Consider the following 26,252-nt stretch of genomic DNA (forward strand, 5'->3'; position numbering starts at 1 on the left):
TCAGCCGCCCCGCTTCAGGCTGAGGTCGCTGGACGCCACGGGCGGAGGCGGCGGGGCCGACGGACTGCCCAGGCGGCGCGCCACGGCGGCCTGCAGGTCGTCCGCAAACGCTTCCAGCCGGTTCGAGAACTTGCCCGCGTCGATCGAGAACTTGTTGTAAGCGATATAGGCCGGGATGGCCGCCGCCAGGCCGATGGCCGTGGCGAACAGGGCCTCCGCAATGGCCGGCGCTACGGTCGTCAGATTGGTGTTGCCCGCCGCCGCGATGCGGCCGAATGCATTCATGATGCCCCACACCGTGCCGAACAGGCCGATGAAGGGCGAGGCCGTCGCCACGACCGACAGCACGCCCAGACCGTTCTCGATCCGCTGGCTCTCGCGCGTGATCAGACTGTTCATCGCCCGGTCGATGCGGGTCATCAGCAGGTCGCCCTGGTGTTCGTTCAGCGCCCCGCGCTGACGCGCCTCGCGCCAGTCCGACAGGGCGATCACCAGCATGCGCGGCAGGGCGTGGTCCGGCGCCGGCCCGGCCTGGGCCGCGACGTCCTCCAGCGACCGGCCCGACTGGACCGCCTTTTCGAAGTCGTCGGCCTGTTTGTTCAGCGCCGTGAACCGCACCGCCTTGTCGATGATGATGGTCCACGACCAGATCGAGGCCGCCGCCAGACCGATCATCACCGTCTTCACCACCCAGTCGGCGGTCATGAACAGCTCGACGGGGTTCATCATCGAGGCGTCGACGGGCATTGTCATTCAGGCGCTCCGGGCGGAATCGAGTTCGTTCACGCCCTCTTCGACCCAGCGGACGTGACCATTGTGTGGCGTCCGGCCCGTTTAGCTCCGACCCGACCGCCCGTCATCTGACAGGCGCGTCATAAGGGTTAACAGAGGGTTATTCCGACCCCGATCCCCGCGTCGGATCGACCGCGACGGCCACCGGCGCCCCGACGCTGATGATCACGCCCTCGTGGCCTTCTTTGGCGATGGAATAGGTGGCGGCGTCGCGCAGCAGCTGCTCCTCGCACAGACGGTCTCCGGCCCGGCCCAGTTCGGCGCAGCCGCGTTTGGCCGCATCGGTCCAGCCCAGCACCCGGCGCGTCGCCGCCTCGGCCCGTTTGATCGCCGCCTCATCTTCTGCGGCGGCTTGCGCGATCAGGGCCTGGCGCGCGCCCTGCTGATATTGCAGCTCGGCCTGGCCCGCCATCTTGCGTTCCCAGACCTTGTAATAGGGACAGCCCACCAGCCCGCCGCCGACCAGCAGCAGGAACAGCAGGATCGTGACGACCACCGCGCTGGTGGACATCTTGTAGGTTTCGGCAGCCATGACGTTCTCCCCCGCGTTCACGCGATCCTAATCGGCGACCTGGCTCGCCGCCAGCCACGGCGTCACCTTCTCGATCAGCCCCTTGGAGGGCCGGCGCGGCCGTCCATCCAGATGAATGCAGACCGCCGTCACCTCGGCCCGGCACAGCACCTCGCCCTCCCGCTCCACGCTCTGGCGGATGATCAGCCGCACCCCCTTCACCTCTTCGTAGATCGTGCGCACCACCAGGGCGTCGTCTATCCGCGCGGGCTTCAAATATTTGATGTTCATCTCGGCCACCACGAAGGCCAGCGGCTCGGCCTCTTCCAGCAGGTCGGCGTGCCCCACCCCGATGGCGCGCAGGAAGTCGGAACGACCCCGCTCGAAATAGCGCACATAGTTGGCGTGATAGACCAGGCCGGTGAAATCGGTGTCCTCGTAATAGACGCGCACCGGCAACAGGTGGTCGCGCCCCTCGAAACGGCCGGCGGTGGGTTGGTCGATGCTCATGGCCTCAGTCTAGCGCACCGGAGACGGCTTGGGCCGCTCCAAAAAGCCGGGGCAATATCGCTGACGCATCTCGCGAAACTCGGTCGGCAACGGATCGTCGCTGAACAGGATGCGGTTGGGGATCGACACGAAGCCGACCGCCGGCCCGCCCGCGCCCCGCCCGACATAGCCGCAAACCGCCCGCCTCTGACCCGCCTCGGCATAGCGCAGCTCGGCCCCGCGTCCCAGCTGCGCATGCAGCTGCCGGTCCACCCGAACCGAGGCCTGCTCCGGCGCAGCGATGCGCGGCCGACTGGTCATCAGCCACAGCCCGACGCCCAGCACGATGACCATGACGACCGCCGCCGCCATCCACCGTCGCTGAAAAGGCGTCCGGTCCCCGATCATGCGATTGTCATCCTTGCCGCAAGGGTGCTGGGGTCATGAGCGAGGCGCCCCTTCGAACCTGCAAGAGACCCGCCTCGGCCCGTCTTGGCAAGCCCGGCGCCCTATTCGAACAGGTCGCCCGGCACGGGACCGGCGGCGGGGGGCGGCGGCGCGCTCAGCCCCAAATGGGCATAGGCCTTGGCGCAGGCGACGCGGCCGCGCGGGGTGCGCATGATGAAGCCCTGTTGCAGCAGATAGGGTTCGATCACGTCCTCGACCGCATCGCGCGCCTCGGCGATGGCGGCCGCCAAGGTGTCCATACCGACCGGCCCGCCGCCGTAGTTCTCGATCAGCGCCTTCAGGAAGCGCCGGTCCAGACTGTCCAGCCCGGCCTCGTCCACCTCCAGCCGCGCCAGCGCCCGCGCCGCCACCAGTTTGGAGATCGTCTCCGCCCCTTCGGCGGATGCGAAATCCCGCACCCGGCGCAGCAGACGCCCGGCGATCCGGGGCGTGCCGCGCGCCCGCGACGCGATCTCGCGCGCGCCCGCCTCGTCGATGGCCGCGCCCATCTTGCGTGCCGTGCCCCGCACCACCGCCGTCAGTTCGTCGGCCGAATAGAACTCCAGCCGCAGCGGAATGCCGAACCGGTCGCGCAAAGGCGTGGCCAGCAGCCCCGCCCGCGTCGTCGCCCCCACCAGCGTGAACGGCGCCAGATCGATCCGCACCGAGCGCGCCGACGGCCCCTCGCCGATGATCAGGTCCAGCACATGGTCCTCCATGGCCGGATACAGGATCTCCTCGACGTTGGGGCTCAGCCGGTGGATTTCGTCGATGAACAGGACGTCGCGCGGCTCCAGGTTGGTCAGGATCGCCGCCAGATCGCCGGCCTTGGCCAGGATCGGACCGGAAGTGGCCCGGAACCCCACCCCCAGCTCGCGCGCCACGATCTGCGCCAGGGTCGTCTTGCCCAGTCCTGGCGGTCCAAACAGCAGCACATGGTCCAGCGCCTCGGCCCGCCCCCGCGCCGCGTCGATGAATATCTTCAGATTGCCCTTGGCCTGCGACTGGCCGACGAACTCGGACAGGGTCTGCGGCCGCAAGGCGCGGTCGAAGGCTTCGCCCTGTGCGGCGTCGGGGGAAATCACGCGGTCCATTCGACACCTCCAACCCTTCTCCCCTCGGGGGAGAAGGTGGCTCGCGGAGCGAGACGGATGAGGGGGCTGCCGGAAACGCGCAGGCTCTCAAAGTCGAGAGGCGGACAGACCCCCCTCATCCGAGCCGCTGCGCGGCGCACCTTCTCCCCCGAGGGGAGAAGGCACATAAGCACCGCCCTCACCGCCCCAACTCCTGCAGGGCCGCGCGGATCACGGCCGGCAGTTCGGCCTCTTCGCCCAGCCGGATCAGCGCCTGATCCACGGCCCGGCGCGCATTGACCTCGGCGACGCCCAGTCCCAACAGGGCCGACACCGCCTCGCCGGTCAGCGACGGCGGCGGCGGCGCGATCTCGACATGCATGCCCGGCGCGGTCGGCGCGAAACTGACGTCGCCCAGCGGCTTGCCCTTCAGCTCGGTCACGATCCTCAGCGCCAGTTTCGGCCCCACGCCATTGGCCCGCGCCACCGCCGCCTTGTCCTCGCGCGCAACCGCCCCCGCCAGTTCGCCCGGCGGCAGCACATCCAGCACCGCCAGCGCCGCCTTGGGCCCCACGCCCTGGATAGCCAGCAGGGTCGTAAACGCCCGTCGTTCGTCGCGCGTCAGGAACCCGTACAGGCGCGGCCCCGCGTCCTCGCTCCACTGCGAATGCACATGCACCGTCGCCTCGTCGCCCGGCGCCGGCAGCCGCCCCAGCGTCCGCGCCCCGCACGCCACCACATAGCCCACGCCCGCACAGTCGATCAGGCATTCCGCCTCCCCGACCTCGGCCAAGACACCCCGCAAACGTCCGATCATGACTGTCTCCTCCCCATCTTGATGGGGAGGGGGACCGCGAAGCGGTGGAGGGGCTCTTGACGCCCCACCGACGCCTGCCGCGCGGAAAGAACCCCTCCGTCACGGCGCGAAGCCGCGCCGCGCCACCTCCCCATTGCGAGCAATGGGGAGGAGACCTGATCCACGCCCCTCACGCCGCCCCCCGATGCATCGCTTCCAGCAAGGACCGTTTCCTCAGTTGCGCATGGGTGACCGCCACGGCCAGAGCATCCGCCGCATCCGCCTTTACGTCGCCGGCCGTGGGCAACAGCCGCTTGATCATGAAGGCGATCTGGCTCTTGTCCGCGTGCCCCGCGCCCACCACCGCCTTCTTGATCAGGTTCGGCGAATATTCCGCCACCGTCAGCCCCAGCTTGGCCGGCGCCAACATCACCGCCGCCCGCGCATGGCCCAGCTTCAGGGTCGAGGACGGGTTCACGTTCACGAACACCTCTTCCACCGCCGCCTCCTCGCAGCCGTGGTCGGCGCAGATGACGCCCAGCGCCTCGAACAGATGCAGCAGCCGCTCGCTGAACGGCGCGGTCTCCGGCGGGCTGACCACGCCGTGCGCCACCCACCTCAACCGCGCGCCGTCGGACACGATCACCCCCCAGCCGGTGCGTCGCAGACCGGGGTCCAGGCCGATGATTCTGATAGGTTCGTTCGCCATCCGTTCCCCTCATGCCGCAAAGAGGGTTATCGGGCAATGAACGGTTTTCAGTCGTCGCGCGGGTCCAGGCTGTAGCCGGTCACGCCCGGTATGGCGCACAGCTGTTCCGCCAACCGTCTCAGCTCGTCCTCGGTCGCCGCCTGCACCCGCCAGGTGCGGCGCACGATCCGTCCCGCCTCGATCAGTTCGAACCGGTCGTGACGGGCGGTCGGGTCCACCGTCTTCAGCGCCGCCTCCACCGCCGGCTCGGGCGAGACCTCACGCCGTTCCCAGCACACTACGACATCCACCACCGTCCGCGCCGGCAGCCTTGCGTTGATCAGTTTGAACCCGATCAGGATCACCGCCGTGACCCCGGTCGCCGCCGCCCCCAGGGCATAGAGCCCCGCCCCGAACAGCAGGCCGATGGCCGATGTGATCCACAGCGACGCCGCCGTCGTCAGCCCGTGGATCGAAAACCCGGTGCGGAAGATCACCCCCGCGCACAGGAACCCGATCCCCGTCAGCACGCCATGCGCCATCCGCGTCGGATCGGTGACGATGTTCTCGTCCGGCAGGGCGCGGAACGCCCAGTCCGCCTGCGACATGGCCGCCAGCATCAGAAGCGCAGACGCCAGGCTGACCAGGATATGTGTCCTAAGGCCCGCCGCCCGCCCTCGCCATTCCCGCTCGAAACCGATCACCCCGCCCGCGATCACTGCGCCGAGGATCGGCGCCACTGCGCCTTCCAGACTACCCAGATTCATCCGCTCTCAACGACGGGGCACGGCTGGATGTTCCTTGGACGGACAGTTCTGCGACACCCTGTTCGCAGGCCGCCCGTCAGCCGTGTTTTTCGATATAGGCGTCCGGGTCCTTGTTGACCGGCTTGACCCCGGTGATGTGCTCGGCCTCGAAGGCGGCGAACTTGACGGCCAGGGCGTGGCGCGTCTCGATGTCGGCATTCATGCGGAAGTCGGTCAGCCCCTGCCGTTCCTCCTCGCCCATGTGCTTGGAGTTGACGACGTTGGCCTCGCCCACGGCGTCGAACCAGGCCTTGGTCCCGACCTCGTGCTGCTCCACAGCCTTGACTGCGTCGCGCAGCTTGTTGTGATCCTCGATGGCGTCCTCGGTCTCGCCCTCGACCGTGCCGTCCTCGGCGTCGTTGGCGCCCTCGCCCTGTTTCAGCAGTTCGGGATAGAAGAACCGCTCTTCGGCCTCGGCGTGCACGTCCAGAAACGCCGACAGCCTCAGCCACACGGCGCTCAGCGCCTCCACGTCCTTGGGGTCGATCTGTTCGATGATGGCGAACAGCCGACGCTGTTCGGCATGGTCGTCGAGGATCAGCTGGGTGATATCCATAGGGCGCTCCAGGCGTAACGGTGAAGCCTCGTTACGCCCGCCGCGCGGCCCGGTTCCGTGCGAACGACTCGCGCCCTATTTCGGGCGATGGTCTCGCAGCGGCTCGTCGCCCAGAACCGCACTGGCTGCGGCGATCAGATCGTTCAGCTCGCCATGCACGATGGCCCAGACGCGGCTTTCCGCGACGTTCTGATAGACGTGGCGAAAGACATTGCCGGGATCCTCGATCTGCCGCCATCGGATCGACGGATGATCGGCCTGCTGGACGCCACGAAGACGCCGAGCCGCTTCCGACACGATCTCCAGACATCGCGTGACCGCATAGAAGGTCTTGCGATCCGCCGCGAACTCGGCGGCCGACAGGGTCGCGCAGAAGCTCTGCGCCAAAAGGCAATTGTCCAGAATGGCCCGCCAGGCGAGCCTCTCCCTGCGATCCGGCTCAGAAGGCAAAGATCGCCTCGCGCTCCGCCTCGCGGCGGATGGGCTCGATCAGCATCTCGCGATCCGACACGTCCGCGCGGCCCGCAAAAAGGTCGCCTATGAACTGGGTGATGCCGACGTAGTCGTAGAGGTTCACGTCCGCCGCCGGGTCGATCTGAACCATGATGTCCAGATCGCTGTCAGGGCCGGCATCGCCACGTGCGACCGATCCGAACAGGGCGGCGTGCGTGACCCCCTGCCGACGCAGTTCGCTCTCGTGCTCGCGCAGGACGGCAATGACAGCGGCGCTGTTCATGACGACAGTTTAGCGCGAACGCCGTTTCGAAGCGAGGGCGCCGGAAATCAGCCCGCGTACTTGGCCGCGTCCTCGTCCGAGACATCCTCGTTGGAATACACCGCCGACACGTCGTCCTCGGCGTCCAGCGCGTCCAGCAGTTTGAACAGCGTCCCGACCGCGTCGCCGGTGACCGGCACTTCCGACTGCGGCTTCCACACGATGGCTGTCGATTTCGGGTCGCCCAGAACCTTGGACATGGCCTCGGCGACCTCGTTCAGATCCTCGAAGGCGGTCCAGATCGTGTGGCCCGGCGCGTCTTCGTAGATGTCGGGCTTGACCAGGTCGCTCTCGACGTCCTGGGCGCCGGCCTCGATGGCGGCCTCCATAACAGCGTCTTCCGAACCGGCCTCGGCGGCGTAGGTGATCTTGCCGACCTTGTCCCACATGAAGGCGACCGAGTTCATCTCGCTCAGGGCGCCGCCGTTCTTCTTGAACGCCGCGCCGATGTTCGACGCCGCGCGGTTGCGGTTGTCGGTCAGGGCCTCGACGATGATGCCGACCCCGCCCGGCCCCCGGCCCTCGTAGCGGACCTCTTCCATCGTATCGACGTCGCCGCCCGAGGCCTTGTTGATGGCGCGTGTGATCACGTCCTTGGGCAGGCTTTCGGCCTTGGCGTTGTTGACCGCCAGACGCAGGCGCGGGTTCAGCGCCGGATCGGGCATGCCGTTCTTGGCCGCCACGGTGATGTCGCGCGACAGTTTGGAGAACAGCTTGGAGCGCTGCGCATCGGCGCGCCCCTTGCGGTGCATGATGTTCTTGAATTTCGAGTGGCCGGCCATGGGATCGTCTTCGTGCGTTCTGGAACCTGAGCGGGCGGTCCTAAACCAACAGTGTCATCCTGTCACGATGGGTGACAGGGGTGGAACCTCGACCGTTTGCGCGTATTGATCCCCCGCAGACAGACGGAGCGCAGCCATGACCGCAGACGACACCATCTACGAAGCCCAAGGCTACATGGACGAAGACCTGCACGAGGCCGACATCGTCGAATGGTATGAGACCCGCCCGGTCACCGTCTCGACCGCCGTCGCCACCGGCGCCATCGTCACCGCCTTCACCCTGGGCGCCCTGACCGCCGTCGGCGCCCTGTTCCTGATCGGCCGCCTGGACGACTGACGGTCACCGCCGTCAGACTGTCAGTCTCAGGGCCAAGGCCGCCAAGGTCACGGCGAGCACGGGCAATGTCATGACGACGCCGACCTTGAAATAGTAGCCCCAGCCGATCTTCACGCCCTTCTTCGCCAGGACGTGCAGCCACAGCAAGGTGGCCAGTGAACCAATGGGCGTCATCTTGGGGCCCAGGTCGCTGCCGATGACATTGGCGTAGATCATCGCCTCCTTGACCGCGCCCGTCGCCGACGAGGCGTCGATGGACAAGGCGCCGATCAGGACGGTCGGCATGTTGTTGGCGATGGACGACAGGAAGGCGGTCAGGAAGCCGGTCCCGAAGGCCGCGCCCCAGACCCCGCCTTGCGCGAACCGGTCCAGCAGCCCTGCGACATGGCGGGTGAGGCCGGCGTTCCCCAGCCCATAGACCACCAGATACATGCCCAGGGAAAAGATCACGATCTGCCAGGGCGCCTCGCGCAACACCCTGGTCGTGCTGATCACCGCACCCCGGCCGGCGACCGCAAGAAGGATGGCCGCGCCCGCAGCCGCGACGGCCGAGACCGGGACGCCTCTGGGCTCCAGCACGAAGAAGCCAACCAGCAGCAGGGCCAGCACGATCCACCCCGCGAGGAAGGTCGCCCGGTCCTTGATCGCCGTCGCCGGAAGGGCGAGACGGTCGATGTCATAGGCCCTGGGGATGTCGCGCCCGAAGACCGCGAACAGGACCACGAGCGTCGCGGCGATGGCCGCCAGGTCCACGGGGATCATGACCGCCGCATAGCGGTCGAAGCCGATGTCGAAGAAGTCGGCCGAGACGATATTGACCAGATTGGACACCACCAGCGGCAGGCTGGCGGCGTCGGCGATGAAGCCCGCCGCCATGACGAAGGCCAGGGTCGCCGTGGGGCCGTAGCCGAGCGCCAGCAGCATGGCGATGACGATGGGCGTCAGGATCAGCGCCGCCCCGTCATTGGCGAACAGGGCCGACACCGCCGCCCCCAGCAGGACGAACAGCACGAACAGCCTGCGCCCATGGCCGCCGCCCCATCGACCGACATGCAGGGCGGCCCATTCGAAGAAGCCGGCCTCGTCCAGCAACAGGCTGATGACGATGATGGCGATGAAGGTCGCCGTCGCATTCCAGACGATGCCCCAGACCACGGGGATGTCGTTCAGGGTGACGACGCCCAGCAACAATGCGACCGCCGCGCCGCCCATCGCGCTCCAGCCGATCTGCAGCCCCCTCGGCTGCCAGATCACCAAGGTGATGGTGACCGCGAAGATCAGAAAGGCGATGATCATGGGCGGCTCCGCAGCGGTCGACCCGCGACCGCAGAAACCCCTCTAGCTTGCACTCGCTCATATTTCCAGTATCTTGGAATAATGGAATCCGAACCCGCCATTCTCGCGCTCGCCGCCCTGGCCCAGTCCACGCGGATGGACGCCTTTCGGCTGCTGGTCCGCCACGAGCCGGACGGCCTGCCTGCGGGAGAGATCGCCGACCGGCTCGCCGTCCCGACCAATACGATGTCGGCGCATCTGGGCGTGCTGTCTCGCGCCGGGCTGATCACGTCTCAGAGGCGCAGCCGGTCGATCATCTATCGCGCCGATCTGGATCGGCTGCGCGAGGTCGTCCTGTTCCTGCTCAAGGACTGCTGCAACGGCCGCGCCGAGCTTTGCCAACCCCTGCTGGCCGAACTGGCCCCCTGCTGCGACTGAGGCTTCAATGGACGTCGTCATCTATCACAATCCCGCCTGCGGGACGTCGCGCAACACCCTGGCCCTGATCCGCCATGTCGGGATCGAGCCGCACGTCGTCGAATACCTGAAGACCCCGCCCAGCCGGGCGCTGGTGGCGAACCTGGTCGAACGGATGGGCGGATCGGTGCGCGACATCCTGCGCGAGAAGGGCACGCCCTATGCCGAACTGGGCCTGGACGACGCCGCCCTGTCGGACGACCAGCTGCTGGACGCCATCGAGGCGCATCCGATCCTGATGAACCGCCCCATCGTCGTCTCGCCCCTGGGGGTGAAACTGTGCCGTCCGTCCGAGGCGGTGCTGGATCTGCTGCCCCAGGAGGGACTGAAGCCCTTCACGAAAGAAGACGGCGAGGTCGTCGTCGACGCCGACGGGCGCCGCGTGATCGGATGAGCCGCCTTCGCGCCCTGCCCGATCCCGACCATCTGCCGGCGCTCGATCCGGCCTATCTCTCGACCACGCCCGCGACGGGCCTGGGTCCGGCCGATCCCGCGCCGCGTATCCTGCTGCTCTACGGCTCCCTGCGCGAGCGGTCCTTCTCGCGCCTGTGCGTCGAGGAGGCGGCGCGGCTGTTGCAGGTCATGGGGTGCGAGACCCGCATCTTCGATCCGTCCGATCTGCCGCTGACGGATCAGGTCGCCGGCGACGACCATCCGGCCGTCCACGAACTGCGCGAGCACGCGATGTGGTCCGAAGGCATGGTCTGGTGCAGCCCGGAACGCCACGGCCAGATTTCGGCGATCATGAAGCTGCAGATCGACCACCTGCCGCTCAACATGGGCGGCATGCGCCCGACCCAGGGCCGCACCCTGGCGGTCATGCAGGTGTCGGGCGGCTCCCAGAGCTTCAACGCCGTCAACACCCTGCGCCTGCTCGGCCGCTGGATGCGGATGATCACCATCCCCAATCAGTCCAGCGTCGCCAAGGCCTTCATGGAGTTCGACGACGCGGGCCGCATGAAGCCGTCGGCCTATTACGACCGCATCGTCGATGTGATGGAGGAACTGGTGCGGTTCACGGTCCTGACCCGGCCTCACGCCGCGCAGCTTGTCGATCGCTACTCCGAGCGAAAGGCCGAGCAGACGCCGATAGATCGGTCAAAGGACCTATCCGCAATCGCCGGCGGTTCTTAGCCCCTCACCCTGCCCGAAGGTTCTCCACCACCGCTCTCAGCTTGGCCGGCAGCGGCTTGGGCCGGCGCGTTTCCGCATCGACATAGACGTGGACGAAATGGCCGATGGCGGCGGGGACGTCGGCGCTGCGCTTGAACACCGCAAAGCCGTAGCTGACACTGGAGGTGCCGATCTTGTCGACCTTGATCCCGACCTCGATCACGTCGGGGAATTTCAGCGACGAGGTGTAGCGACAGCCGCTGTCCACCACCAAGCCGATGGACTCGTCCAACGCATTGGCGATCAGCAGGTGGGCGTTCACCGCCGAGTCCACGAACTCGTAGAATTTGGCGTTGTTGATGTGCCCGTACTGGTCGTTATCCGCCCAGCGCGTCGAGACCATGTGAAAGGCCTTGTAGGTCGCGCGGTGGGCCAGGGCGCCCTCGTCTCGTTTCGGCATCGTCGTCTCCCTCGGCGACGCGAACCGTCGCTCTCGATACCGACGCTCTAGCTTGGACGACGTTGCGTCAAGCGCCTATCGGTACAAGCCTGATCACGAACGCGCTGGTCTTTTCAGACATGAGGACAACAGCATGAGCATCCAGACCCGCGCCGCCGTCCTGTCGCGCATGGGCGCCACCCACCCCTACGCCGACAGCCGCCCCCTGTCGGTCGAGACCGTGACGCTCGACCCGCCCGGCCCCGGCGAGGTGCTGGTCGCGATCAAGGCCGCCGGCCTGTGCCATTCGGATCTCAGCGTCATCAACGGCGACCGCCCCCGCCCCCTGCCCATGGCCCTGGGGCATGAGGCAGCCGGCGTGGTCGATGCGCTTGGCGAAGGCGTCACGGACCTCCAGGTCGGCGATCACGTCGTCATGGTCTTCATGCCCTCGTGCGGCCATTGCGATCCCTGTGCCGGCGGCCGTCCCGCCCTGTGCGAGCCGGGCGCCGCCGCCAACGGCAAGGGCGAGCTGCTGTCCGGCGCCCGCCGTATCTTCCGCGAGGGCGAACCGGTCAATCATCATCTGGGCTGCTCCGCCTTCGCCGCCCACGCCGTCGTCTCGCGCCGGTCGCTTGTGAAGATCGACCCCGCCCTGTCGTTCGAGGAGGCGGCCCTGTTCGGCTGCGCCGTCCTGACCGGGGTCGGCGCCGTGGTGAACACGGCGGGGGTCAAGGCGGGCCAGAGCGTCGTGGTCATCGGCCTGGGCGGCGTCGGCCTGGCCAGCGTCCTGGGCGCGCTCGCCTCCGGCGCCTCCCCCGTCATCGCCGTCGATCTGTCCGAAGACAAGCTGGCCCTGGCCCGCAGCCTGGGACCGGTACAGACCGTCAACGGCGCCGCCCCCGATGCGGTGGATCAGGTCCGCGCCCTGACCAACGGCGGCGCCGACTTCGCCTTCGAAATGGCCGGCTCGGCCCGCGCTCTCGACAACGCCTGGAAGATGACCCGGCGCGGCGGAACCACCGTCACCGCCGGCCTGCCCCCGCCCGACGCCGCCCTGGCCGTCAACATCGTCTCCCTGGTCGGCGAGGAGCGCACCCTGAAGGGCTCCTATATCGGGACCTGCGTCCCCAGCCGCGACATCCCCCGCTACGTCGCCCTCTACCGCCAGGGCCGGCTGCCGGTGGACCGGCTGATGAGCGGCGTCATCCCGCTCGACGACATCAACGCCGGCTTCGACCGCCTGCACGCCGGCGAGGTGGTGCGGCTGGTGGTCAGACCCTGAACGTTAGGCCCTGACCACCAGCCCCGAACTCACTCCGCGGGCTTGGGCGGCGCGTTCTTCACATACTGGTCCATCCAGCGGGTCATCTCCCACAGGGTATGGCCCACCGATTCCCGCGCGCGATAGCCGTGCGCCTCCAGCGGCAGGGTGACGTAGCGCGCCGTCGCCCCCAGTCCCTTCAGCGCGGCATAGAAGCGCTCGCTCTGGACCGGGAAGGTGCCGGAATTATCGTCCGCCTCGCCATGGATCAGCAGGATCGGCTCGTTCAGCTTGTTCGCATAGGTGAAGGGCGACATCTCGGTATAGACCTCGGTCGCCTCCCAATAGTTCCTCTGCTCGGCCTGGAAGCCGAACGGCGTCAGGGTGCGGTTATAGGCGCCCGACCGCGCGATCCCGGTCTTGAACAGGTCGCTGTGCGCCAGCAGGTTGGCGGTCATGAAGGCGCCGTAGCTGTGGCCCCCGACCGCGATCCGGTCGCGATCCGCCACCCCCATCGCCACCACCGCATCGACCGCGGCCTTCGCGTCGGCGACCAGTTGTTCGACATAGGTGTCGTTCGGCTCGGCCCCGTCCTTGCCGATGATGGGCATGGAGGGGTTGTCGAAGATCGCATAGCCCTGGGTCAGCAGGAACAGGTGGCTGGACCCGCCCGGCCGCACGAACCGGTTCTGCACATCCACCGTCTGGCCCGCCACCGCCGCATCGGTGAACTCGGCCGGATAGGCCCACATCAGCATCGGCAGAGGCCCGTCGCGATCCTTGTCGTAGCCGGCCGGCAGATACAGGGTCCCCGACAGCTTGACCCCGTCGGCCCGCTCGTACGTCACCAACTGGCGCGTCGCCCCGGCCAGCTGCGGCGCCGGATCGGGGAAGTTCGTCAGGGCCGTCGTCTGGCCCGTCGTCAGGTCGCGGATCTGCAGGTTGGGCGGATCCAGCCGCGTCTCGCGCTGGGTCACCACCCGCTTGCCGTCCGCATCGAGGAAGCCCACCACCGCCTCGTAATCCGTATCGGCCGAGGTCCACAGGCGCTGGCTCTCGCCCGTCGCCGGGTCCATGGCGGCCAGGAAGGGGAACTCGCCCTGCGGCGTCGCCCCGGCGCCCGACATCAGGATCCGCCCCTGCGGATCGAACCGGATCACCGGCCGGCCCTGCGCATTCGGCTGGGTCACCGGCTGGCCCGGATTGTCGTATCGGGCCTGATAGTTCCGCTCCAGCAGCACCCTGCCCTCGCCGGGGTTTGACGGATCGACCACGAACCGCGTCTCATGCCGGGTGTTGAACCAGCGGCTGTTGACGATGGCCAGATCGCCCTTGCCCCAAACGATCCCTCCGAACCGCTCCTTCAGATCGATCAGCTTGACCGGCTCGCCCGTGAACGGCGCCGCCTGCATGAAGACCCGGTCCCTGAACTCGGCCTCGCGCTTGAGGTCGCCGCCGTCCAACGCCTCGACCCAGGTCAGGGTCGCCGGCGCGTCGGACCGCCACCCCACCGAACGCGGCCCCTGCGCCACCGCGTCGAAGGCGGTCGGCACATCGTCCCGCAACGGCAGGTCGGCGATGGTCCGCACCACCCGGCCGTTCAGGTCCGTCACCACGATCTCGGTCGGGAACAGGTCGTCCGGCACCACATAGGAATAGGGCCGCTTGGCGATCTCATGCAGGATGTACTGGCCATCCGGCGACACAGCGCTGTCCAGATAGACGGCCGGCGCGCCAATCGTCCGTACACGGCCGTTCAGCGGAACCAGGGTCAGCTGCGACGTGAAATAGTGATCAAACAGGGCCTCGTCGCCGGGGTTCGACAACAGATCCTGATAGGTCCGCACCGGCGCCACGCGCCCGGCCGTCTCCTCGATGTTCGGCCCCGTCGGCGCCGCCGTCACGTCGGGCGCCGGTCCCCGTCCCGCCGGCACCGCCTCGACCAACAGGCCCGAACTGTCGGGCAGCCATTCATAGCCGGACCCACCCGTCATATTGACCACCGGCTCGGTCAGCTTCCGCGCCCGCGCCGAGGCCACGTCCACGACCCACAGCTCCAACCCCGTCGGCCGATCCAGCACAAAGGCCAGGGATTTCGCATCGGGCGAGAAGCGCGGCGCCGTAAACCGCGCCTCGGCCGGCAGGGCCACGACCCGCGCCGGTCCGCCGTCCACCGCCTGCAGGCTCAGCCCCGTCAGCCACGAGACCCGGCTCTCCGCCAGGCCATTGTTCCTCGGATTGATCCGCGCCCCGGCCAACCGCAGCATCGGCTCGGCCAGCGCCTTGATGCTGGGAAGGTTCGACCGGTCCAGCAGCACCAGCGTCTTGCGATCCGGGCTCAGCATCTGCGCCGGCGTCGGCTTGGCGTCCAGAATGTCGGCGATGGGCGACGGCGGCTGCTGATAGACCGAAACCGTCGGGGCCGCCGTCGTCTGAGCAAAAGCCCCGCCCGCCGCCGAAGCCATCAATACAGTCGCCAGCGCCAGACCGGCTCCACGCACACGCATCATCATTGTCCGAACCCCACAAAACCTGAAGCCCCAGACCTAACGACACCCGACGCCCGGCGCCAACCCGTTTCGGGGTTACAGTGTCACATGGGCGCCCAATCCTTGCGCCGCCGGCCACGAAGAACGGCGGCCCTTTCGGAGCCGCCGTTCCCGCTTCCAACCCGTTCGGGTCAGAACTTCATCGTCACCGTGGCGCTATAGGTCTGGTAGTCCAGATCCTCGCGATCAACCATGGAGGCGGCCTTCAACGTCACGCCGAACCGGTCGCCTTCGATCGCCACCGAACCGCCGATCTCGGCCCATTCGCTGTCGTTGCTGGCGCCGGCGAAGACCCCGCCGAACGCGTCGGCCGCGACGAAGGCGGCCTCGACATTGCGGTCGTCGCCCGCCAGCTCATGCACCCAGCGCACGTCCAGCGCCGGCTTGATGGTCCAGCGCCCGCTGTGGGTCTCGCCGCCGACCCGCAGTCCGATGTGGTGTTGCAGCGAATCGAACGACTGGTCGGCGACGCTCAGGGCCGCGACCCCGCCCGTTTCCTCATAGGCGTCCAGATCGACCGAATAGGCGTTCAGCCCGATGTTCGGCTGCAGCGTCAGCCCGCCGCTCTTCAGGTTGAAGCCCAGCTCGGCCCCGCCGCTGATCACCTTGCCGTCCGTCTCGCCGTCGGCACGGAAGTTGGCGCCGCCGATGGTGAAGGCCCGTTCGGTGTCCAGATCGGCCGCGCCATAGCCGACCTTGGCGCCCAGATAGGCGCCGTAAGCCAGATCCACCGCGCCATACAGGCTCGCCTGAACCTGACGGGTGTCGGCGGTGCTGATCCCCTCGGCGAAGTCGGACTCGCCTTCGGCATAGGCCAGGCTGGCGCCGAAGGTCAGGGCGTCGACCGTCCGCTCCACGCCGCCGACGACATACCAGGCGCTCTGATCGTCGCTGCGGCTGTCCGCAAGGGTTCCGCGCAGTTGCCCCGCTTCGCCCTCGATGGCGCCGGCGCCGAAATAGGCCGAGACACCCTGTTTCCAGCCGCCCCACCGCGCGCGTTCCTGAGCTTCGGCCTGGGCCTGGCGTGTCGCCATGCCGGCCGCCGCTGCGGTCGCCGCCGGGTTCAGCGAAGCGACCTCGATACCCGATCCGATCAGCGTCAGACCCTCGGCAGGACCGGCCGAGCGATCGCGCGCAATCCGTCCGTCCACCACGCCGCGCAGCGCCTCGGTCTGGGCGCTGAGCAGGGTCACGCCCGAATGGGCGGCGAAGGGCGACAGGCTTTCCAGCCCGACCTCCAGGGCCTCGCCTTCCAGCAGGTCGGTCTGGGCGTAGATGTCTCCCAGCGACGCATAGTTCGTGGCCCGCGCCGCATCCAAAATGCCGCCCACGGTCCGCTGGGCCGGCGAGTTCGGGTTGATGAAGTCCATGTAGGAGGCGGCCTCGATCTCCACCTCCACGCTGTTCGACGTATAGTCCAGCACCGGATAAAGCACGCCCGAGATGTCGGTCACGGCGTCGAACTCGCCCTCTATGCCGCCTTGGGCCGTCAGCACCGTATAGGCCTCGCCGAAGCGCGGCGCGCTGATGAAGTTGAGGCCCAGCAGCCCGCCCAGCGACGCGATGCCGGTCGTGCCTTCGAAGCTGTCGGCCAGCACCGTCAGACGGTCGGATTCATCCCCGCCGATGTCGATGAACAGGCGCGAGCCCGACGCCAGCACCAGATCGCTCAGCAGCGTCAGTTCGCCGATCTCACCCTGACCGCCCGGCGCGATGGAGCCCATGACCGAGGTCAGGACCGTTGAATCGATCACGCCCGAGCCGCTCAGAACCCCGCCGGCCAGCAGCATTTCGTAGGTCAGCAGGGCGCCGTCGACGTTCAACTGCCCGGCCCAGATGCTGACGTCGTTCTCGGCGAACAGCAGGCCGTCCGCGCCGATGTCCAGCACCGCGCCGCTGGTCCCGATCGTCAGCCGGTCGATGATGGCGGCGTCGTTCAGCGTCGTCGTCCCCGCCGACATCAGGTTCACGTCGTAGAACAGCGGGTTCTCACCCGCCAGGACGTCGCCTTGGACATTGTAGGGCACGAAATTGGTCGAGCCCGGTCCGCCCGGCACGATCTCGAACGGCACAGTGGCTCCCGGAGCCGTGCCGACGGCCGAGGCTTCGTGCCGCACGGTCAGGCTGGAGCCCAGGTCGTCCCGCGAACTGCCGGCCGCCCCACCCGCGACGATGCCGCTCATGTCGACGATCGTGCGACCGCCGGTCACCTCGGCGCTCACCGGCTGGGCACCGCCGGCCAGGGCGTCCTCGCGGTCGTTGTTGTATTCGGCCAGTTCCCCGGCGTCGACGCAATCGCCGAAGAAGCAGATGCTGCCCCATTCGCCGCCGCGCGAGTCCACGCCCTCGGCCGGCGTGTCGGGCAGGCCCGTGATCAGGTTCCCGTTCGCGTCGATGATCTTGTAGTTGGGGTCCATCATCTGGACCCAGTGGGTCGCATCGAACCAGTCGCCGTCGCCCCCGGTCGTGGTCACATACTTGTAGGGGTTGTTGGCGACGATCCAGTCGGTGAACAGATACAGCGGCTGATAGCCCGCCGTCGTGCCGTAGCTGGCCGAACCCTGGCCGTTGAAATAGCGCGAGCCCAGCGAAAGGACGCCTGCGATCACCGGCGTGTCGAAGGCCCGATCCAGGATCAGCGGACCGCCCGAATCGCCGCCCGCCGTCATTCCCTCGTTCTCCAGCGCCACGTCGTCGCCGAAGATGTTGAAGTCGAAGGTCGCCGTGCCCGCCGGGTCGTCGAAATCGACCATATAGAGGTTCTGGCTCAACCCGCCTTGGGCGCCGTCCCCGAACAGGAACAGGTCGATGTCGTCCAGCGACGTCAGGGCGCCGATCATGTTCTCGGCGGCGCGACGACGGAAATCGATGCCCTGGACCGCGCCCAGCGATCCGGTCCCGCTGGCCCCGTACCCGCCGGTGATCACATGCCGGTCTTCGTCCCCGGTCAGGGGCGAGAACAGCATGGCCCAGGTCGGCACGCCCTTGGCCGGCGAATCCAGCACGCCGATGGCCACGTCTGCTTCATAGAAGCCGCCGCCCTGGGCGTCTTCCAGCGAGCGCGGGTCATAGAAGACCCGGCTCATGTTGTAGTGCTGATCGATATAGCTGGTGGCGTATTCGCCGCTGGTGATCCAGTTCAGGATGCCGTCGAAGGCGTCGCCCTTGAACCCGATGCTGATCGGCACGCCCAGGCCCAGAGAGCCATAGGCGAAGTCGGGGATGTCGTTGACGCAGTGGGCCGCGAACAGCACCGTGCGCGGATTGATCAGACTGCCGGTGCAGACGCCCACCGATCCGCCGCCGGTGTCGGTGATGATGTTGCCGATGCCGTTGATCGCATCGGGGTCCGCCAGGACCGGCGGAGCGTTGGGACTGAAGTTGTCGTTCGGCACCTCGGCCGCCGCCGTCCCCGCCGCCGCGATCAGCCCGATCACCGAAGCCGTCGCCAACCAGCGCCGCCGCGCCACCCCGTTACGCTCAATCATGCCGTGCACTCCCACAAATCAAGAGAGGCAGGGTGACCGATTATTTTCCTGCTGCAATAGCCAGTTGGCTTAATGAGGCAGTTTTGTGTCGATAAGGTCACGCCCTAACGGCACAGCTTGAGCGCGACGTTCTCCCTCAGTCCGCCAGCAAAGCCTCGACCTCATCGCGCTCCGGCGCCGACGGCTGAGCCCCCGCGCGCGTCGCCGCGACCGCGCCGGCCGCACAGGCGAACTTCAGCGCCTCGGCCGGATCCATCCCTTCCAGCAGGGCCACGACGATGGCCGCGACGAAGGCGTCGCCGGCGCCCGTCGCATCGACCGCCTCAACCACGGGCGGCACAGCCCAGGCCATTTCGACGCCGCGCTGGTACATGGCCGCGCCCTTGGCGCCCTTGGTCACCACCACCCGGCCGCCGCCCCGGTGCAGGCTGTCGCCATAGTAGGCGGCCTCGATCTCGTTGACGACGATCAGGTCGGCGCGGCGCAGCAGGGCCTCCGACACCGGCCCGGCGGGCGCCAGATTGGCGCAGACGAAGCCGGTCGACCGACCCACCGCCGCCTCCACCGTCGCGAGCGGCAGCTCCAGCTGAACGATCAACGCCCCCTCGATCCGCTGCGGCAGCTGTTCGGGCGTCACGAAATGATTGGCGCCCGCCGCCACCACGATCTGGTTCTCGCCGCTGGGATCGACGGTGATCAGGGCCACGCCCGTCGGCGCCGCCACGTCCGTCTCCACCCCCGACAGATCGACGCCCATGTCCGCCATCAGGGCCAGGGCCTCGCCCGACATGGCGTCGTCGCCGACCCGCCCGATCAGGCAGACCTCGGCTCCCAGCTTCTCCGCCGCCAGCGCCTGGTTGGCGCCCTTGCCGCCGGGATGGCGCGCCAGGCTCGCCCCCGTCACCGTCTCGCCCGGTGCCGGCAGGCTGGGCGCCGTGGCCACCAGGTCCAGGTTGATGGAGCCGACGACGGTGATCCTCACGCCGCCGCCCTCAGCTTGCCGACGATCAGATCGAACACCCCCTGCCCGTCCGCCGCTGTGACCCAGCGATGCCGCGCCGTCGCCGGATCGACCCGGAACTCCACCGCCGTATGACCGCGCGTCAGCTCCGACGCCGTCTCGACCTCGATCCGGCACGCCCGCGTCTCGAACAGGTCCGGCCTCAGCAGCCAGGCGATGGTGCAGGGGTCATGCAGCGGCGCGGAATCCCAGCCCACGACCTCGCGTTCGACCCGCTGCGAGAACCGCAGCATCGACGCCGTCGTCCGCGCCGCCTCGCTGTCGATGGCCTCGACGGCGGCGATCCGGTCCTCGGTCGCGCGCACCTGATGGGTCGCATCCAGCCCCAGGGCGACGACCTCGCACCCCGATCCGAACACCACCGCCGCCGCATCCGGGTCGGCCCAGATGTTGAACTCGGCCGACGGCGTGATGTTGCCCCCCTCCGACCGCGCGCCGCCCATGATCACCACCGGCCCCAGCCAGTCGGCCAGCCGCCGCTCGCGCCGCATCGCCAAGGCCAGATTGGTCATCGGCCCCATGACGGCGACGGCGACAGAACCCTGCGGCCGGCTCATGACCAGGTCGACGATGGCGTTGGCGGCCGGCCCGTCGCCGACGATGCCCGACGGCTGGAACGGCTCCAGATCGCCCAGCCCCTCGGGCCCATGAAACGCCCCCGCCCCCGCCGGCGGACGCTTCAGCGGCCTTTCGGCCCCGCCATGCACCGGCACGTCCTCGCGCCCGGCGATCTGGCGCACGATCCGCGCATTGCGCTGGGTCAGGGCGCCGGGGACATTGCCCCCCACGGTGGTGACCGCCAGCAGGTTCAGCTCAGGCGCCGCAAAGGCCAGGAACAACGCCACGGCGTCATCCACGCCGGGGTCGCAATCGATGATAAGGGATTGAATAGACACCGCGCATGACTAGGCAGGCCGGCCGCGCGGGGCAAGCGGCAACCGCCCTTGGTCCTCGCGTTGAACTCAAGACCGTCACCCTCGGGCTTGTCCCGAGGGCCCACAGCGGATGCGCTCTCAGCCCTGAAACGCATAGCCCAGTCAGGCCCCCATCACCCGCAAGTCTCGCGGAAATGTGGGCCATCGGGACAAGCCCGAGGGTGACGGCAGAGAGGTTTGAACCTCAACCCAGACACGCCCCCACGCACACCCGCGCCAGCACCTCGGCCGAGTCCGTCAGCCCCACCGGCGCATCCTCCGCCCGCAGCAGCAACGGAACCTCCGTACACCCCGCGATCAAGGCCTGCGCCCCCGCATCCGCCAACACGCCCGCCAGCCGCAACATCCCCGCCCGCGCCGCCTCGCCCACATCGCCGCGCTTGACCCCATAGACCAAACCCATGAAGGCCTCGCGATCCGCGCCGTCCAGCAGCACCGCCTCGACCCCGCGCGTCGCGAACGCCGCCCGATAAAGCCGCTCCCCGCCCGGCGTCGCCAGCACCCCGATCCGCTGCACACCCGACACGACCGCCGCATCCGCCGTCGCCGCGATCATGTCGATGAAGCCCAACCCTTGCGCCTCACACACCGCGCGTATCCCGCCCGCCTGCGCATGGGCGGTGTTGCACGGCATGGCCATCACCTGCGCCCCCGCCGCCGCCAGCCGCGCCGCCATCTGACCCAGCACCACCTCCGCCTCGCCCGGACGCGTGTTCCGGTCCGGCACCTGAGGGTTCATATCCATCAGAACCCTTATGTGTTCCGCATCCCCCTGGGCCGGCGTCAACGCCTGCACCCGCTCCAGAAACGCCACCGTCGCCGCCGGCCCCATGCCCCCGATGACGCCCAGAATCTTGCTCATGCTTTTGCGCACTTGCCGTTCGCCGGATCGCGCTGGGCGAACAGGCGCGTCACCTCGGCCATGTTCTCCACGCCCCAGGTGCACAGCGGCACCAGCGCCCGCGCCAGGCTGACGCCCAGCGGCGTCAGCCCATAGTCCACCCGCGGCGGCACCTCCTTGTAGTCGGTGCGCTTCACCAGACCGTCGGCTTCCAGCTCCTTCAGATGCTGGATCAACACCTTGTCGCTGACGTCGCGGATCGCACGCCGCAGCTCGCCGTAACGGGTCGGGCCGTCCTGGGCGAGGAAGTACAGGATCAGCGGCTTCCACTTGCCGGACACGACACGAAGGGTGGCGTCCAGCCCGCAGGTGAAACCGGGCAAGGTCGGGGTGCAGACCGGCGTCGAGGGCGGGACCGACACCGGGTCAGCAAAAGTTTCTGGATGATCAAGCGACATTTTCTAGGCACTTACCAAATGGTGCATACTTGTCGATAGGTGGGTGGAGCCTCAGCTCAGTGCAACCTCAATGAAGGAGCACATCATGAGCAGGCTACAAGGCAAGACGGCGGTAATCACGGGCGGCGGAACCGGCATAGGACTGGGCGCGGCCAAACGGTTCGTCGAGGAAGGCGCCTTCGTCTATCTCTTCGGACGGCGCCAGGCGCAGCTTGAGGCGGCCGTCGGCGCATTGGGTCCGAACGCCCGCGCGATCGTCGGGTCCATCACCGATCCCGCCGACCTGGACCGACTGTATGCGACGGTGAAGGCGGAACGCGGCGGGCTCGACATCCTGTTCGCCAATGCGGGGACCGGCGCCTTCGCCGCGCTGGGCGAGATCACGCCCGAACACTACGACCAGACCTTCGACGTCAATGTGAAGGGCACGATCTTCACGGTGCAGAAGGCCCTGCCGCTGATGTCGGCCGGCGGCTCGATCATCCTGACCGGGTCCAGCACCGGCATCATGGGCACCCCCGCCTTCAGCATCTACAGCGCCACCAAGGCGGCCATCCGCAACCTGGCGCGAAGCTGGGCGCTGGATCTGAAGGGGACCGGCATCCGCGTCAACGTCCTGTCCCCCGGACCGACCACGACTGAACTGGCGACCGAGGTTCTGGGCGAAGAAGGCCTCGCCGCCATCGGCGCCTCCACCGTACTGGGCCGCATGGGCGATCCCTCGGAGACCGGCGCCGTCGCCGCCTTCCTGGCCTCGTCCGACAGCAGCTTCATGACCGGCGGCGAAGTCTTCGTCGACGGCGGCCTGGCCCAGGTCTGAGCCGACGCAAAAAGGGGCTTCGATCATCCGATTGAAGCCCTCGACGCCCCTATTTCAGCAGCGCCTCTTCGATCTCGCTCTGATAGCCGAACAACCCCTGCGCCCCGCCGGTGTGCAGGAAGACCACCGTCTCGCCCCGGAACTGTCCGGCCCGCGCCAAGGCGATTAGCCCTTTCATCGCCTTCCCGGAATAGATCGGGTCCAGCGCGATAACGTCCAAAAATCTTAGGAAGCAGACGCGCGTCTTGCCTCAACGCGCCTGATTTTCGGCCACAATATCCAAACACCCAACAAGGCGAAGAACATAAAGAACATCGTCACCGTTATCCGTCCGGCTGGCGCATGGTCGGTGAGGGCATCTGCGTTTTCCAATGCCTGAGCGGCGAACCATAGGACGACGAAAAAGACGATGAAGAACGCCAGGGAGACAGGACTGTTATTCATGGACCAGTCGGCCAGCACTGCAATGATCGGGATGATCGGCGGGACCGCAAACAGCCATGTCCATGACGGTGGAGGGGAGGTCGTGCTGGATGCTTTCGCCACGAAAAAAACCGACCAGCACCAAAGGCAGGTGGCGGCTATCGGCAAGGCGGTCAGAAGTCCTCGCGCAAGGGGCGGAAGGGACGCACCGGACAGGACTACCTGCGCAATTCCGCCAACGACAAAAATTGCCGTAAGGACCGCAGGGTGTGCTCGTGCAACATGTTGAGGAAGCTCAGCCATAGACATGTGTTATCCGTATTCTCGAAAACCGCAATCGTTGCGGCTGCCTCAACCCCCACCGCGCCCGATGCGATACGGCCCGCCCCTGACCTCCAGCCTGCGCCCCTTCCAGCTCAGACGCACCGACCCGTCGCTCACCATCTGATCCACCGCCGCATGAACCTCCGGCATCGCCTCGCGCCAGTCCCCGGTCGCCACGGTCAGCGCCCGCGCCACTTCGCTGGGACAGACGGTCGCGTCCTCCGCACGGGCGGCCAGCAACGCCAGCGTCGCCTCGCGCGCGTCCACCCGGCTCACCGACCCGACAGCGCCCCCTCGATTTCGCTCTGATAGCCGAACAAGCCCTGCGCCCCGCCGGTATGCAGGAAGACCACCGTCTCGCCCCGGAATTCACCGGCCCGCGCCAGGGCGATCAGCCCCTTCATCGCCTTGCCGGAATAGACCGGGTCCAGCACGATCCCATCGGTCCGCGCCGCCAGGGTCAGGGCGTCGATCACCCCCTGGTCGATCAGGCCGTAGCCCTCGCCCACATAGTCGCAGTCGGCGACCACCCTCTCGCGCGTCACCCGCCCCGGCTGGCCCAGCAGGGCGGCCGTCTCCTCGGCCAGTTTGAAGACGTTCGCCTCCTGCTTCTCCTTCGGCGCCCGCACCCCGATGCCCAGCACCGGAATGTCCGCCCCCATGACCGCCAGTCCGGCGACCAGGCCCGCGTGGGTGCCCGCGCTGCCCGTCGCCGTCACGATCCGGTGGACCTCCAGGTCCATCTCGTCGGCCTGGACCACGATCTCGCGCGCGCAATCGACATAGCCCAGGGCCCCAATGGGGTTCGAACCGCCGCCGGGAATGACATAGGGCTTGCCGCCACGCGCCCGCACGGCGTCCGCCGTCGTCTCCAGCTCGGCGACCATGTCCGTCCCGCCCGGCACGCTGCGGATGCTGGCTCCGAACAGACGGTCCAGCAGCACGTTGCCGTTGCCGACATAGTCGCTGGCCTTCGACCCCGTCCGCTCCTCCAGAATGATCTCGCAGGCCAGGCCGTGCGCGGCGGCCGCCGCCGCCGTCTGGCGCACATGGTTCGACTGCACCGCCCCTTGCGTCACCAGCGTATCGGCGTCCTGCTCGAACGCCGCGCCCAGCAGGAACTCCAGCTTCCTCGTCTTGTTGCCCCCGCCCGCCAGGCCGGTGCAGTCGTCGCGCTTGATCCACAGATCCACGCCCAGCGCCTCCGACAACCGGGGCAGCGGCTCCAGCGGCGTCGGCAGATGGGCCAGGCGGATGCGGGCGAAACGGGCGAGATGCATGGGGACGGCTCCTGTTCCCTGCCTTGATAGCGCGGCTGCATGACAGGCCCAAGGAGCCAAAGCCGACCATCAAGCGTTGCCGCCCCATGACCGCCGCCGCCATGATCGACCTGCGCAAGGAACGCGCCTACGTCCGCGATCTGGCCCGCGCCTTCGCCGGCGCCCTGGTGTTCAACATCCCGCTCTTGATGACGATGGAGATGTGGGAGCAGGGCGTGGCCATGGAGCGCTGGCGGCTGCTGACCTTCATCCTGGCCGGCCTGCCCCTGCTGTACGGCCTGGCCTATTATGCGGGCTTTTCAAAGCGGCGCGGGTTTCGAAACGACATCCTCGACACCGCCGTGGCCCTGGCCGTCGGCTTCGTCACCGCCTCGGTGCTGCTGATCCTGTTCGGCGTGGTCCAGTGGAACGCCCCGCCGCACGAGGCCATCGGCATGGTCGCGCTGCAGGCCGTGCCCGGCGCCATGGGGGCGCTTCTGGCGCGACGTCAACTCAGTGGGGATGGGGGCGGCGACACCGACGAGGACGCGGCCTCCTATTTCGGCGAGCTGTTCCTGATGGCGGCGGGCGCGCTGTTCTTCGCTTTGAACATCGCCCCGACCGAGGAGATCATCCTGATCGCCTACAAGGCCACGGCCCTGCATGTCCTGGCCCTGATCGCCCTTTCGCTGCTGCTGCTGCACCTGATCGTCTTCAACGCCGGGTTCGCCGGTCAGGAAGAGGCGGATCGGCCCCTGCACGCCTTCATGCATTTCACCCTGCCCGGCTACGCCATCGCCCTGGGGATCAGCCTGTTCGCCCTCTATGTCTTCGGGCGCACGGACGGCCTGTCGGTGCAGGGCGTGGTCCAGATCGCCATCGTGCTGGGCTTTCCCGCCGCCATCGGCGCCGCCGCCGCCCGCCTTCTGGTCTGAGGATCCATGCCCGCCAAATCGTCCGCCAAAGCCAAGTCCGTAGACCCCGGCCGCCCCGTCCTGCAATGGGTGATGGCCGTGGTCGGCGCCGTCGTCACCCTGTCGGCCATCGGCATCGTGGTGTGGGAGGCGCTTCAGCCCGCCGCGCCCCCGGCCCTCAGCGCTCGCATCGTCGCGGTCGAGGCCACCGCCGCCGGCCACGTCGCCACCATCCGCGTCCAGAACGACGGCGACGACACCGCCGCCGCCGTCGAGATCGAGGGCGTCCTGGGCGACCAGACCGCGACCGCCAGCCTCGACTACGTCCCGCGCCACGGCCACGCCCAGGCCTACCTCCGCTTCGACGCCGACCCGCGCGCGGCGTCCATCTCGGTCAAGGGCTGGTCCGCGCCCTGAGCCTGGGTTATGGTCCCTTCGTTCTCCGGGGGGTCGCAATCGAGCGGCTGAGATTGGCGTAGCCGCCTGACCCGTCGAACCTGATCCGGGTCATGCCGGCGAAGGGATGGGAAACGCTTACGGGTCCACGCAACAGGACCGTTCCGCCCGACGTCGGCAGACCTCAACCGTTTGAGGCCGCCA

31 protein-coding genes, 1 pseudogene and 1 riboswitch are annotated in these 26,252 nt (G+C 68.0%); of the genes and pseudogenes, 8 read left to right on the forward strand and 24 right to left on the reverse strand.

The genetic code is table 11. From position 1 onward, the window contains the following. From tolQ to ACP69V_RS13255, 12 genes are all read right to left on the reverse strand, one after another. A complete protein-coding gene (gene tolQ / locus ACP69V_RS13200) occupies positions 1–753 on the reverse strand; it encodes a protein TolQ (protein ID WP_346494221.1) in 753 nt (250 codons plus the stop codon). Between the two features lie 139 nt (positions 754–892). Continuing rightward, a complete protein-coding gene (locus ACP69V_RS13205; protein WP_426024281.1) occupies positions 893–1,324 on the reverse strand; it encodes a hypothetical protein in 432 nt (143 codons plus the stop codon). Positions 1,325–1,351: 27 nt separating this feature from the next. After that, positions 1,352–1,813 carry a tol-pal system-associated acyl-CoA thioesterase gene (gene ybgC, locus ACP69V_RS13210; protein WP_426024282.1) on the reverse strand — a complete coding sequence of 154 codons (462 nt, stop codon included), beginning with the start codon at positions 1,811–1,813 and terminating at the stop codon, positions 1,352–1,354. 9 nt (positions 1,814–1,822) lie between these two features. Further along, entirely contained in the window at positions 1,823–2,200 is a 378-nt protein-coding gene (locus ACP69V_RS13215; RefSeq protein WP_426024283.1) for a hypothetical protein, read from the reverse strand. 101 nt (positions 2,201–2,301) lie between these two features. Further along, positions 2,302–3,333: a Holliday junction branch migration DNA helicase RuvB gene (gene ruvB / locus ACP69V_RS13220; RefSeq protein ID WP_426024284.1), complete on the reverse strand. Its 1,032-nt coding sequence runs from the start codon at positions 3,331–3,333 to the stop codon at positions 2,302–2,304. Positions 3,334–3,511: 178 nt separating this feature from the next. Then, positions 3,512–4,129, reverse strand: coding sequence for a Holliday junction branch migration protein RuvA (ruvA, locus tag ACP69V_RS13225; RefSeq protein ID WP_426024285.1), 618 nt, complete (start codon positions 4,127–4,129; stop codon positions 3,512–3,514). Between the two features lie 169 nt (positions 4,130–4,298). After that, positions 4,299–4,817, reverse strand: a complete 519-nt coding sequence (gene ruvC, locus ACP69V_RS13230; RefSeq protein WP_426024286.1) for a crossover junction endodeoxyribonuclease RuvC — start codon at positions 4,815–4,817, stop codon at positions 4,299–4,301. A gap of 47 nt (positions 4,818–4,864) precedes the next feature. Then, positions 4,865–5,563, reverse strand: coding sequence for an MgtC/SapB family protein (locus ACP69V_RS13235; RefSeq protein WP_426024287.1), 699 nt, complete (start codon positions 5,561–5,563; stop codon positions 4,865–4,867). A 76-nt stretch (positions 5,564–5,639) separates the two neighbouring features. Beyond that, complete coding sequence (locus ACP69V_RS13240; RefSeq protein ID WP_426024288.1) at positions 5,640–6,158, reverse strand: hemerythrin domain-containing protein; 519 nt, start codon at positions 6,156–6,158, stop codon at positions 5,640–5,642. Between the two features lie 75 nt (positions 6,159–6,233). Beyond that, complete coding sequence (locus ACP69V_RS13245) at positions 6,234–6,608, reverse strand: DUF86 domain-containing protein (protein WP_426024289.1); 375 nt, start codon at positions 6,606–6,608, stop codon at positions 6,234–6,236. Beyond that, positions 6,598–6,894 (reverse strand): nucleotidyltransferase family protein, encoded by a 297-nt coding sequence (locus ACP69V_RS13250; RefSeq protein ID WP_426024290.1) that lies wholly within the window; start codon positions 6,892–6,894, stop codon positions 6,598–6,600. The genes ACP69V_RS13245 and ACP69V_RS13250 overlap by 11 nt, the downstream gene beginning before the upstream one ends. A 47-nt stretch (positions 6,895–6,941) precedes the next feature. After that, positions 6,942–7,715, reverse strand: a complete 774-nt coding sequence (locus ACP69V_RS13255) for a YebC/PmpR family DNA-binding transcriptional regulator (protein WP_346494241.1) — start codon at positions 7,713–7,715, stop codon at positions 6,942–6,944. A 136-nt stretch (positions 7,716–7,851) separates the two neighbouring features. Between ACP69V_RS13255 and ACP69V_RS13260 the strand changes: the two genes are divergently transcribed. After that, complete coding sequence (locus ACP69V_RS13260; RefSeq protein WP_346494242.1) at positions 7,852–8,052, forward strand: hypothetical protein; 201 nt, start codon at positions 7,852–7,854, stop codon at positions 8,050–8,052. A gap of 12 nt (positions 8,053–8,064) precedes the next feature. On the opposite strand, the gene ACP69V_RS13265 is transcribed toward ACP69V_RS13260, so the two are convergent. Continuing rightward, positions 8,065–9,348, reverse strand: coding sequence for an arsenic transporter (locus ACP69V_RS13265; RefSeq protein ID WP_426024291.1), 1,284 nt, complete (start codon positions 9,346–9,348; stop codon positions 8,065–8,067). A gap of 81 nt (positions 9,349–9,429) precedes the next feature. Between ACP69V_RS13265 and ACP69V_RS13270 the strand changes: the two genes are divergently transcribed. From ACP69V_RS13270 to arsH, 3 genes are read left to right on the forward strand one after another with little or no spacing between them, the layout of a single operon-like run. Beyond that, positions 9,430–9,765 (forward strand): ArsR/SmtB family transcription factor, encoded by a 336-nt coding sequence (locus ACP69V_RS13270; protein WP_426024292.1) that lies wholly within the window; start codon positions 9,430–9,432, stop codon positions 9,763–9,765. Between the two features lie 7 nt (positions 9,766–9,772). Further along, on the forward strand, positions 9,773–10,198 hold the full coding sequence (arsC, locus tag ACP69V_RS13275) for an arsenate reductase (glutaredoxin) (RefSeq protein ID WP_426024293.1): 426 nt from the start codon (positions 9,773–9,775) through the stop codon (positions 10,196–10,198). Then, positions 10,195–10,938, forward strand: coding sequence for an arsenical resistance protein ArsH (gene arsH / locus ACP69V_RS13280; protein ID WP_426024294.1), 744 nt, complete (start codon positions 10,195–10,197; stop codon positions 10,936–10,938). Before arsC ends, arsH begins: the two co-directional genes overlap by 4 nt. 4 nt (positions 10,939–10,942) lie before the next feature. Here arsH and ACP69V_RS13285 read toward each other — a convergent pair whose 3' ends face one another. Further along, complete coding sequence (locus ACP69V_RS13285) at positions 10,943–11,377, reverse strand: acyl-CoA thioesterase (protein WP_426024295.1); 435 nt, start codon at positions 11,375–11,377, stop codon at positions 10,943–10,945. A 133-nt stretch (positions 11,378–11,510) separates the two neighbouring features. On the opposite strand from ACP69V_RS13285, the gene ACP69V_RS13290 reads away from it, so the two are divergent. After that, complete coding sequence (locus tag ACP69V_RS13290) at positions 11,511–12,641, forward strand: zinc-dependent alcohol dehydrogenase family protein (protein WP_426024296.1); 1,131 nt, start codon at positions 11,511–11,513, stop codon at positions 12,639–12,641. A 29-nt stretch (positions 12,642–12,670) separates the two neighbouring features. Here ACP69V_RS13290 and ACP69V_RS13295 read toward each other — a convergent pair whose 3' ends face one another. The 6 genes from ACP69V_RS13295 to ACP69V_RS13320 form a co-directional block, all read right to left on the reverse strand. After that, on the reverse strand, positions 12,671–15,133 hold the full coding sequence (locus tag ACP69V_RS13295; RefSeq protein ID WP_426024297.1) for a prolyl oligopeptidase family serine peptidase: 2,463 nt from the start codon (positions 15,131–15,133) through the stop codon (positions 12,671–12,673). 167 nt (positions 15,134–15,300) lie between these two features. Then, positions 15,301–18,657: an autotransporter domain-containing protein gene (locus tag ACP69V_RS13300; protein ID WP_426024298.1), complete on the reverse strand. Its 3,357-nt coding sequence runs from the start codon at positions 18,655–18,657 to the stop codon at positions 15,301–15,303. 136 nt (positions 18,658–18,793) lie between these two features. Next, positions 18,794–19,639, reverse strand: coding sequence for a ribokinase (locus ACP69V_RS13305; RefSeq protein ID WP_426024299.1), 846 nt, complete (start codon positions 19,637–19,639; stop codon positions 18,794–18,796). Beyond that, positions 19,636–20,574, reverse strand: a complete 939-nt coding sequence (locus tag ACP69V_RS13310; protein ID WP_426024300.1) for a nucleoside hydrolase — start codon at positions 20,572–20,574, stop codon at positions 19,636–19,638. The genes ACP69V_RS13305 and ACP69V_RS13310 overlap by 4 nt, the downstream gene beginning before the upstream one ends. Before the next feature lie 223 nt (positions 20,575–20,797). After that, positions 20,798–21,475, reverse strand: coding sequence for an aspartate/glutamate racemase family protein (locus tag ACP69V_RS13315; protein ID WP_426024301.1), 678 nt, complete (start codon positions 21,473–21,475; stop codon positions 20,798–20,800). Next, positions 21,472–21,876 carry a winged helix-turn-helix transcriptional regulator gene (locus ACP69V_RS13320; protein ID WP_426024302.1) on the reverse strand — a complete coding sequence of 135 codons (405 nt, stop codon included), beginning with the start codon at positions 21,874–21,876 and terminating at the stop codon, positions 21,472–21,474. The genes ACP69V_RS13315 and ACP69V_RS13320 overlap by 4 nt, the downstream gene beginning before the upstream one ends. 121 nt (positions 21,877–21,997) lie before the next feature. Between ACP69V_RS13320 and ACP69V_RS13325 the strand changes: the two genes are divergently transcribed. Next, on the forward strand, positions 21,998–22,732 hold the full coding sequence (locus ACP69V_RS13325) for an SDR family NAD(P)-dependent oxidoreductase (protein WP_426024303.1): 735 nt from the start codon (positions 21,998–22,000) through the stop codon (positions 22,730–22,732). Positions 22,733–22,781: 49 nt separating this feature from the next. Here the strand turns inward: ACP69V_RS13325 and ACP69V_RS13330 are convergent. The 4 genes and pseudogenes from ACP69V_RS13330 to ACP69V_RS13345 all read right to left on the reverse strand — a co-directional run. Further along, positions 22,782–22,943: pseudogene (locus tag ACP69V_RS13330) on the reverse strand (D-cysteine desulfhydrase); the annotation flags it as partial. Positions 22,944–22,957: 14 nt separating this feature from the next. Further along, positions 22,958–23,458, reverse strand: a complete 501-nt coding sequence (locus tag ACP69V_RS13335; protein ID WP_426024304.1) for a hypothetical protein — start codon at positions 23,456–23,458, stop codon at positions 22,958–22,960. Between the two features lie 48 nt (positions 23,459–23,506). Beyond that, positions 23,507–23,755, reverse strand: a complete 249-nt coding sequence (locus ACP69V_RS13340) for a DUF3253 domain-containing protein (RefSeq protein ID WP_426024305.1) — start codon at positions 23,753–23,755, stop codon at positions 23,507–23,509. Next, entirely contained in the window at positions 23,752–24,759 is a 1,008-nt protein-coding gene (locus ACP69V_RS13345; RefSeq protein WP_426024306.1) for a D-cysteine desulfhydrase, read from the reverse strand. The genes ACP69V_RS13340 and ACP69V_RS13345 overlap by 4 nt, the downstream gene beginning before the upstream one ends. An 86-nt stretch (positions 24,760–24,845) precedes the next feature. Here ACP69V_RS13345 and ACP69V_RS13350 point away from each other — a divergent pair, with 86 nt between their 5' ends. Together ACP69V_RS13350 and ACP69V_RS13355 are read left to right on the forward strand one after the other, a co-directional pair. After that, the gene (locus ACP69V_RS13350) at positions 24,846–25,673 is read left to right on the forward strand and encodes a TIGR02587 family membrane protein (RefSeq protein WP_426024307.1); all 828 of its coding nucleotides are present in this window, start codon (positions 24,846–24,848) and stop codon (positions 25,671–25,673) included. Between the two features lie 6 nt (positions 25,674–25,679). Continuing rightward, entirely contained in the window at positions 25,680–26,069 is a 390-nt protein-coding gene (locus ACP69V_RS13355) for a hypothetical protein (protein ID WP_426024308.1), read from the forward strand. A 16-nt stretch (positions 26,070–26,085) separates the two neighbouring features. Beyond that, a riboswitch (TPP riboswitch) is annotated at positions 26,086–26,194 on the forward strand. The last annotated feature ends 58 nt before the right edge of the window (positions 26,195–26,252 follow it).

This window comes from Brevundimonas sp. PWP3-1b1, assembly GCF_049896065.1.
Classification (GTDB): Bacteria; Pseudomonadota; Alphaproteobacteria; order Caulobacterales; family Caulobacteraceae; genus Brevundimonas; species Brevundimonas intermedia_B.

Coding starts and splice junctions, on each gene's coding strand:
- arsC (WP_426024293.1), top strand. CDS start 9,773: ATGGACGTCGTCATCTATCACAATCCCGCCTGCGGGACGTCGCGCAAC.
- ACP69V_RS13265 (WP_426024291.1), bottom strand. CDS start 9,348: ATGATCATCGCCTTTCTGATCTTCGCGGTCACCATCACCTTGGTGATC.
- ACP69V_RS13255 (WP_346494241.1), bottom strand. CDS start 7,715: ATGGCCGGCCACTCGAAATTCAAGAACATCATGCACCGCAAGGGGCGC.
- tolQ (WP_346494221.1), bottom strand. CDS start 753: ATGACAATGCCCGTCGACGCCTCGATGATGAACCCCGTCGAGCTGTTC.
- ACP69V_RS13315 (WP_426024301.1), bottom strand. CDS start 21,475: ATGAGCAAGATTCTGGGCGTCATCGGGGGCATGGGGCCGGCGGCGACG.
- ACP69V_RS13260 (WP_346494242.1), top strand. CDS start 7,852: ATGACCGCAGACGACACCATCTACGAAGCCCAAGGCTACATGGACGAA.
- ACP69V_RS13270 (WP_426024292.1), top strand. CDS start 9,430: ATGGAATCCGAACCCGCCATTCTCGCGCTCGCCGCCCTGGCCCAGTCC.
- ruvC (WP_426024286.1), bottom strand. CDS start 4,817: ATGGCGAACGAACCTATCAGAATCATCGGCCTGGACCCCGGTCTGCGA.
- ybgC (WP_426024282.1), bottom strand. CDS start 1,813: ATGAGCATCGACCAACCCACCGCCGGCCGTTTCGAGGGGCGCGACCAC.
- ACP69V_RS13355 (WP_426024308.1), top strand. CDS start 25,680: ATGCCCGCCAAATCGTCCGCCAAAGCCAAGTCCGTAGACCCCGGCCGC.
- ACP69V_RS13290 (WP_426024296.1), top strand. CDS start 11,511: ATGAGCATCCAGACCCGCGCCGCCGTCCTGTCGCGCATGGGCGCCACC.
- ACP69V_RS13325 (WP_426024303.1), top strand. CDS start 21,998: ATGAGCAGGCTACAAGGCAAGACGGCGGTAATCACGGGCGGCGGAACC.
- ACP69V_RS13350 (WP_426024307.1), top strand. CDS start 24,846: ATGACCGCCGCCGCCATGATCGACCTGCGCAAGGAACGCGCCTACGTC.
- ACP69V_RS13250 (WP_426024290.1), bottom strand. CDS start 6,894: ATGAACAGCGCCGCTGTCATTGCCGTCCTGCGCGAGCACGAGAGCGAA.
- arsH (WP_426024294.1), top strand. CDS start 10,195: ATGAGCCGCCTTCGCGCCCTGCCCGATCCCGACCATCTGCCGGCGCTC.
- ruvA (WP_426024285.1), bottom strand. CDS start 4,129: ATGATCGGACGTTTGCGGGGTGTCTTGGCCGAGGTCGGGGAGGCGGAA.
- ACP69V_RS13235 (WP_426024287.1), bottom strand. CDS start 5,563: ATGAATCTGGGTAGTCTGGAAGGCGCAGTGGCGCCGATCCTCGGCGCA.
- ACP69V_RS13205 (WP_426024281.1), bottom strand. CDS start 1,324: ATGGCTGCCGAAACCTACAAGATGTCCACCAGCGCGGTGGTCGTCACG.
- ruvB (WP_426024284.1), bottom strand. CDS start 3,333: ATGGACCGCGTGATTTCCCCCGACGCCGCACAGGGCGAAGCCTTCGAC.
- ACP69V_RS13345 (WP_426024306.1), bottom strand. CDS start 24,759: ATGCATCTCGCCCGTTTCGCCCGCATCCGCCTGGCCCATCTGCCGACG.
- ACP69V_RS13300 (WP_426024298.1), bottom strand. CDS start 18,657: ATGATTGAGCGTAACGGGGTGGCGCGGCGGCGCTGGTTGGCGACGGCT.
- ACP69V_RS13240 (WP_426024288.1), bottom strand. CDS start 6,158: ATGGATATCACCCAGCTGATCCTCGACGACCATGCCGAACAGCGTCGG.
- ACP69V_RS13285 (WP_426024295.1), bottom strand. CDS start 11,377: ATGCCGAAACGAGACGAGGGCGCCCTGGCCCACCGCGCGACCTACAAG.
- ACP69V_RS13215 (WP_426024283.1), bottom strand. CDS start 2,200: ATGATCGGGGACCGGACGCCTTTTCAGCGACGGTGGATGGCGGCGGCG.
- ACP69V_RS13335 (WP_426024304.1), bottom strand. CDS start 23,458: ATGGCTGAGCTTCCTCAACATGTTGCACGAGCACACCCTGCGGTCCTT.
- ACP69V_RS13295 (WP_426024297.1), bottom strand. CDS start 15,133: ATGATGATGCGTGTGCGTGGAGCCGGTCTGGCGCTGGCGACTGTATTG.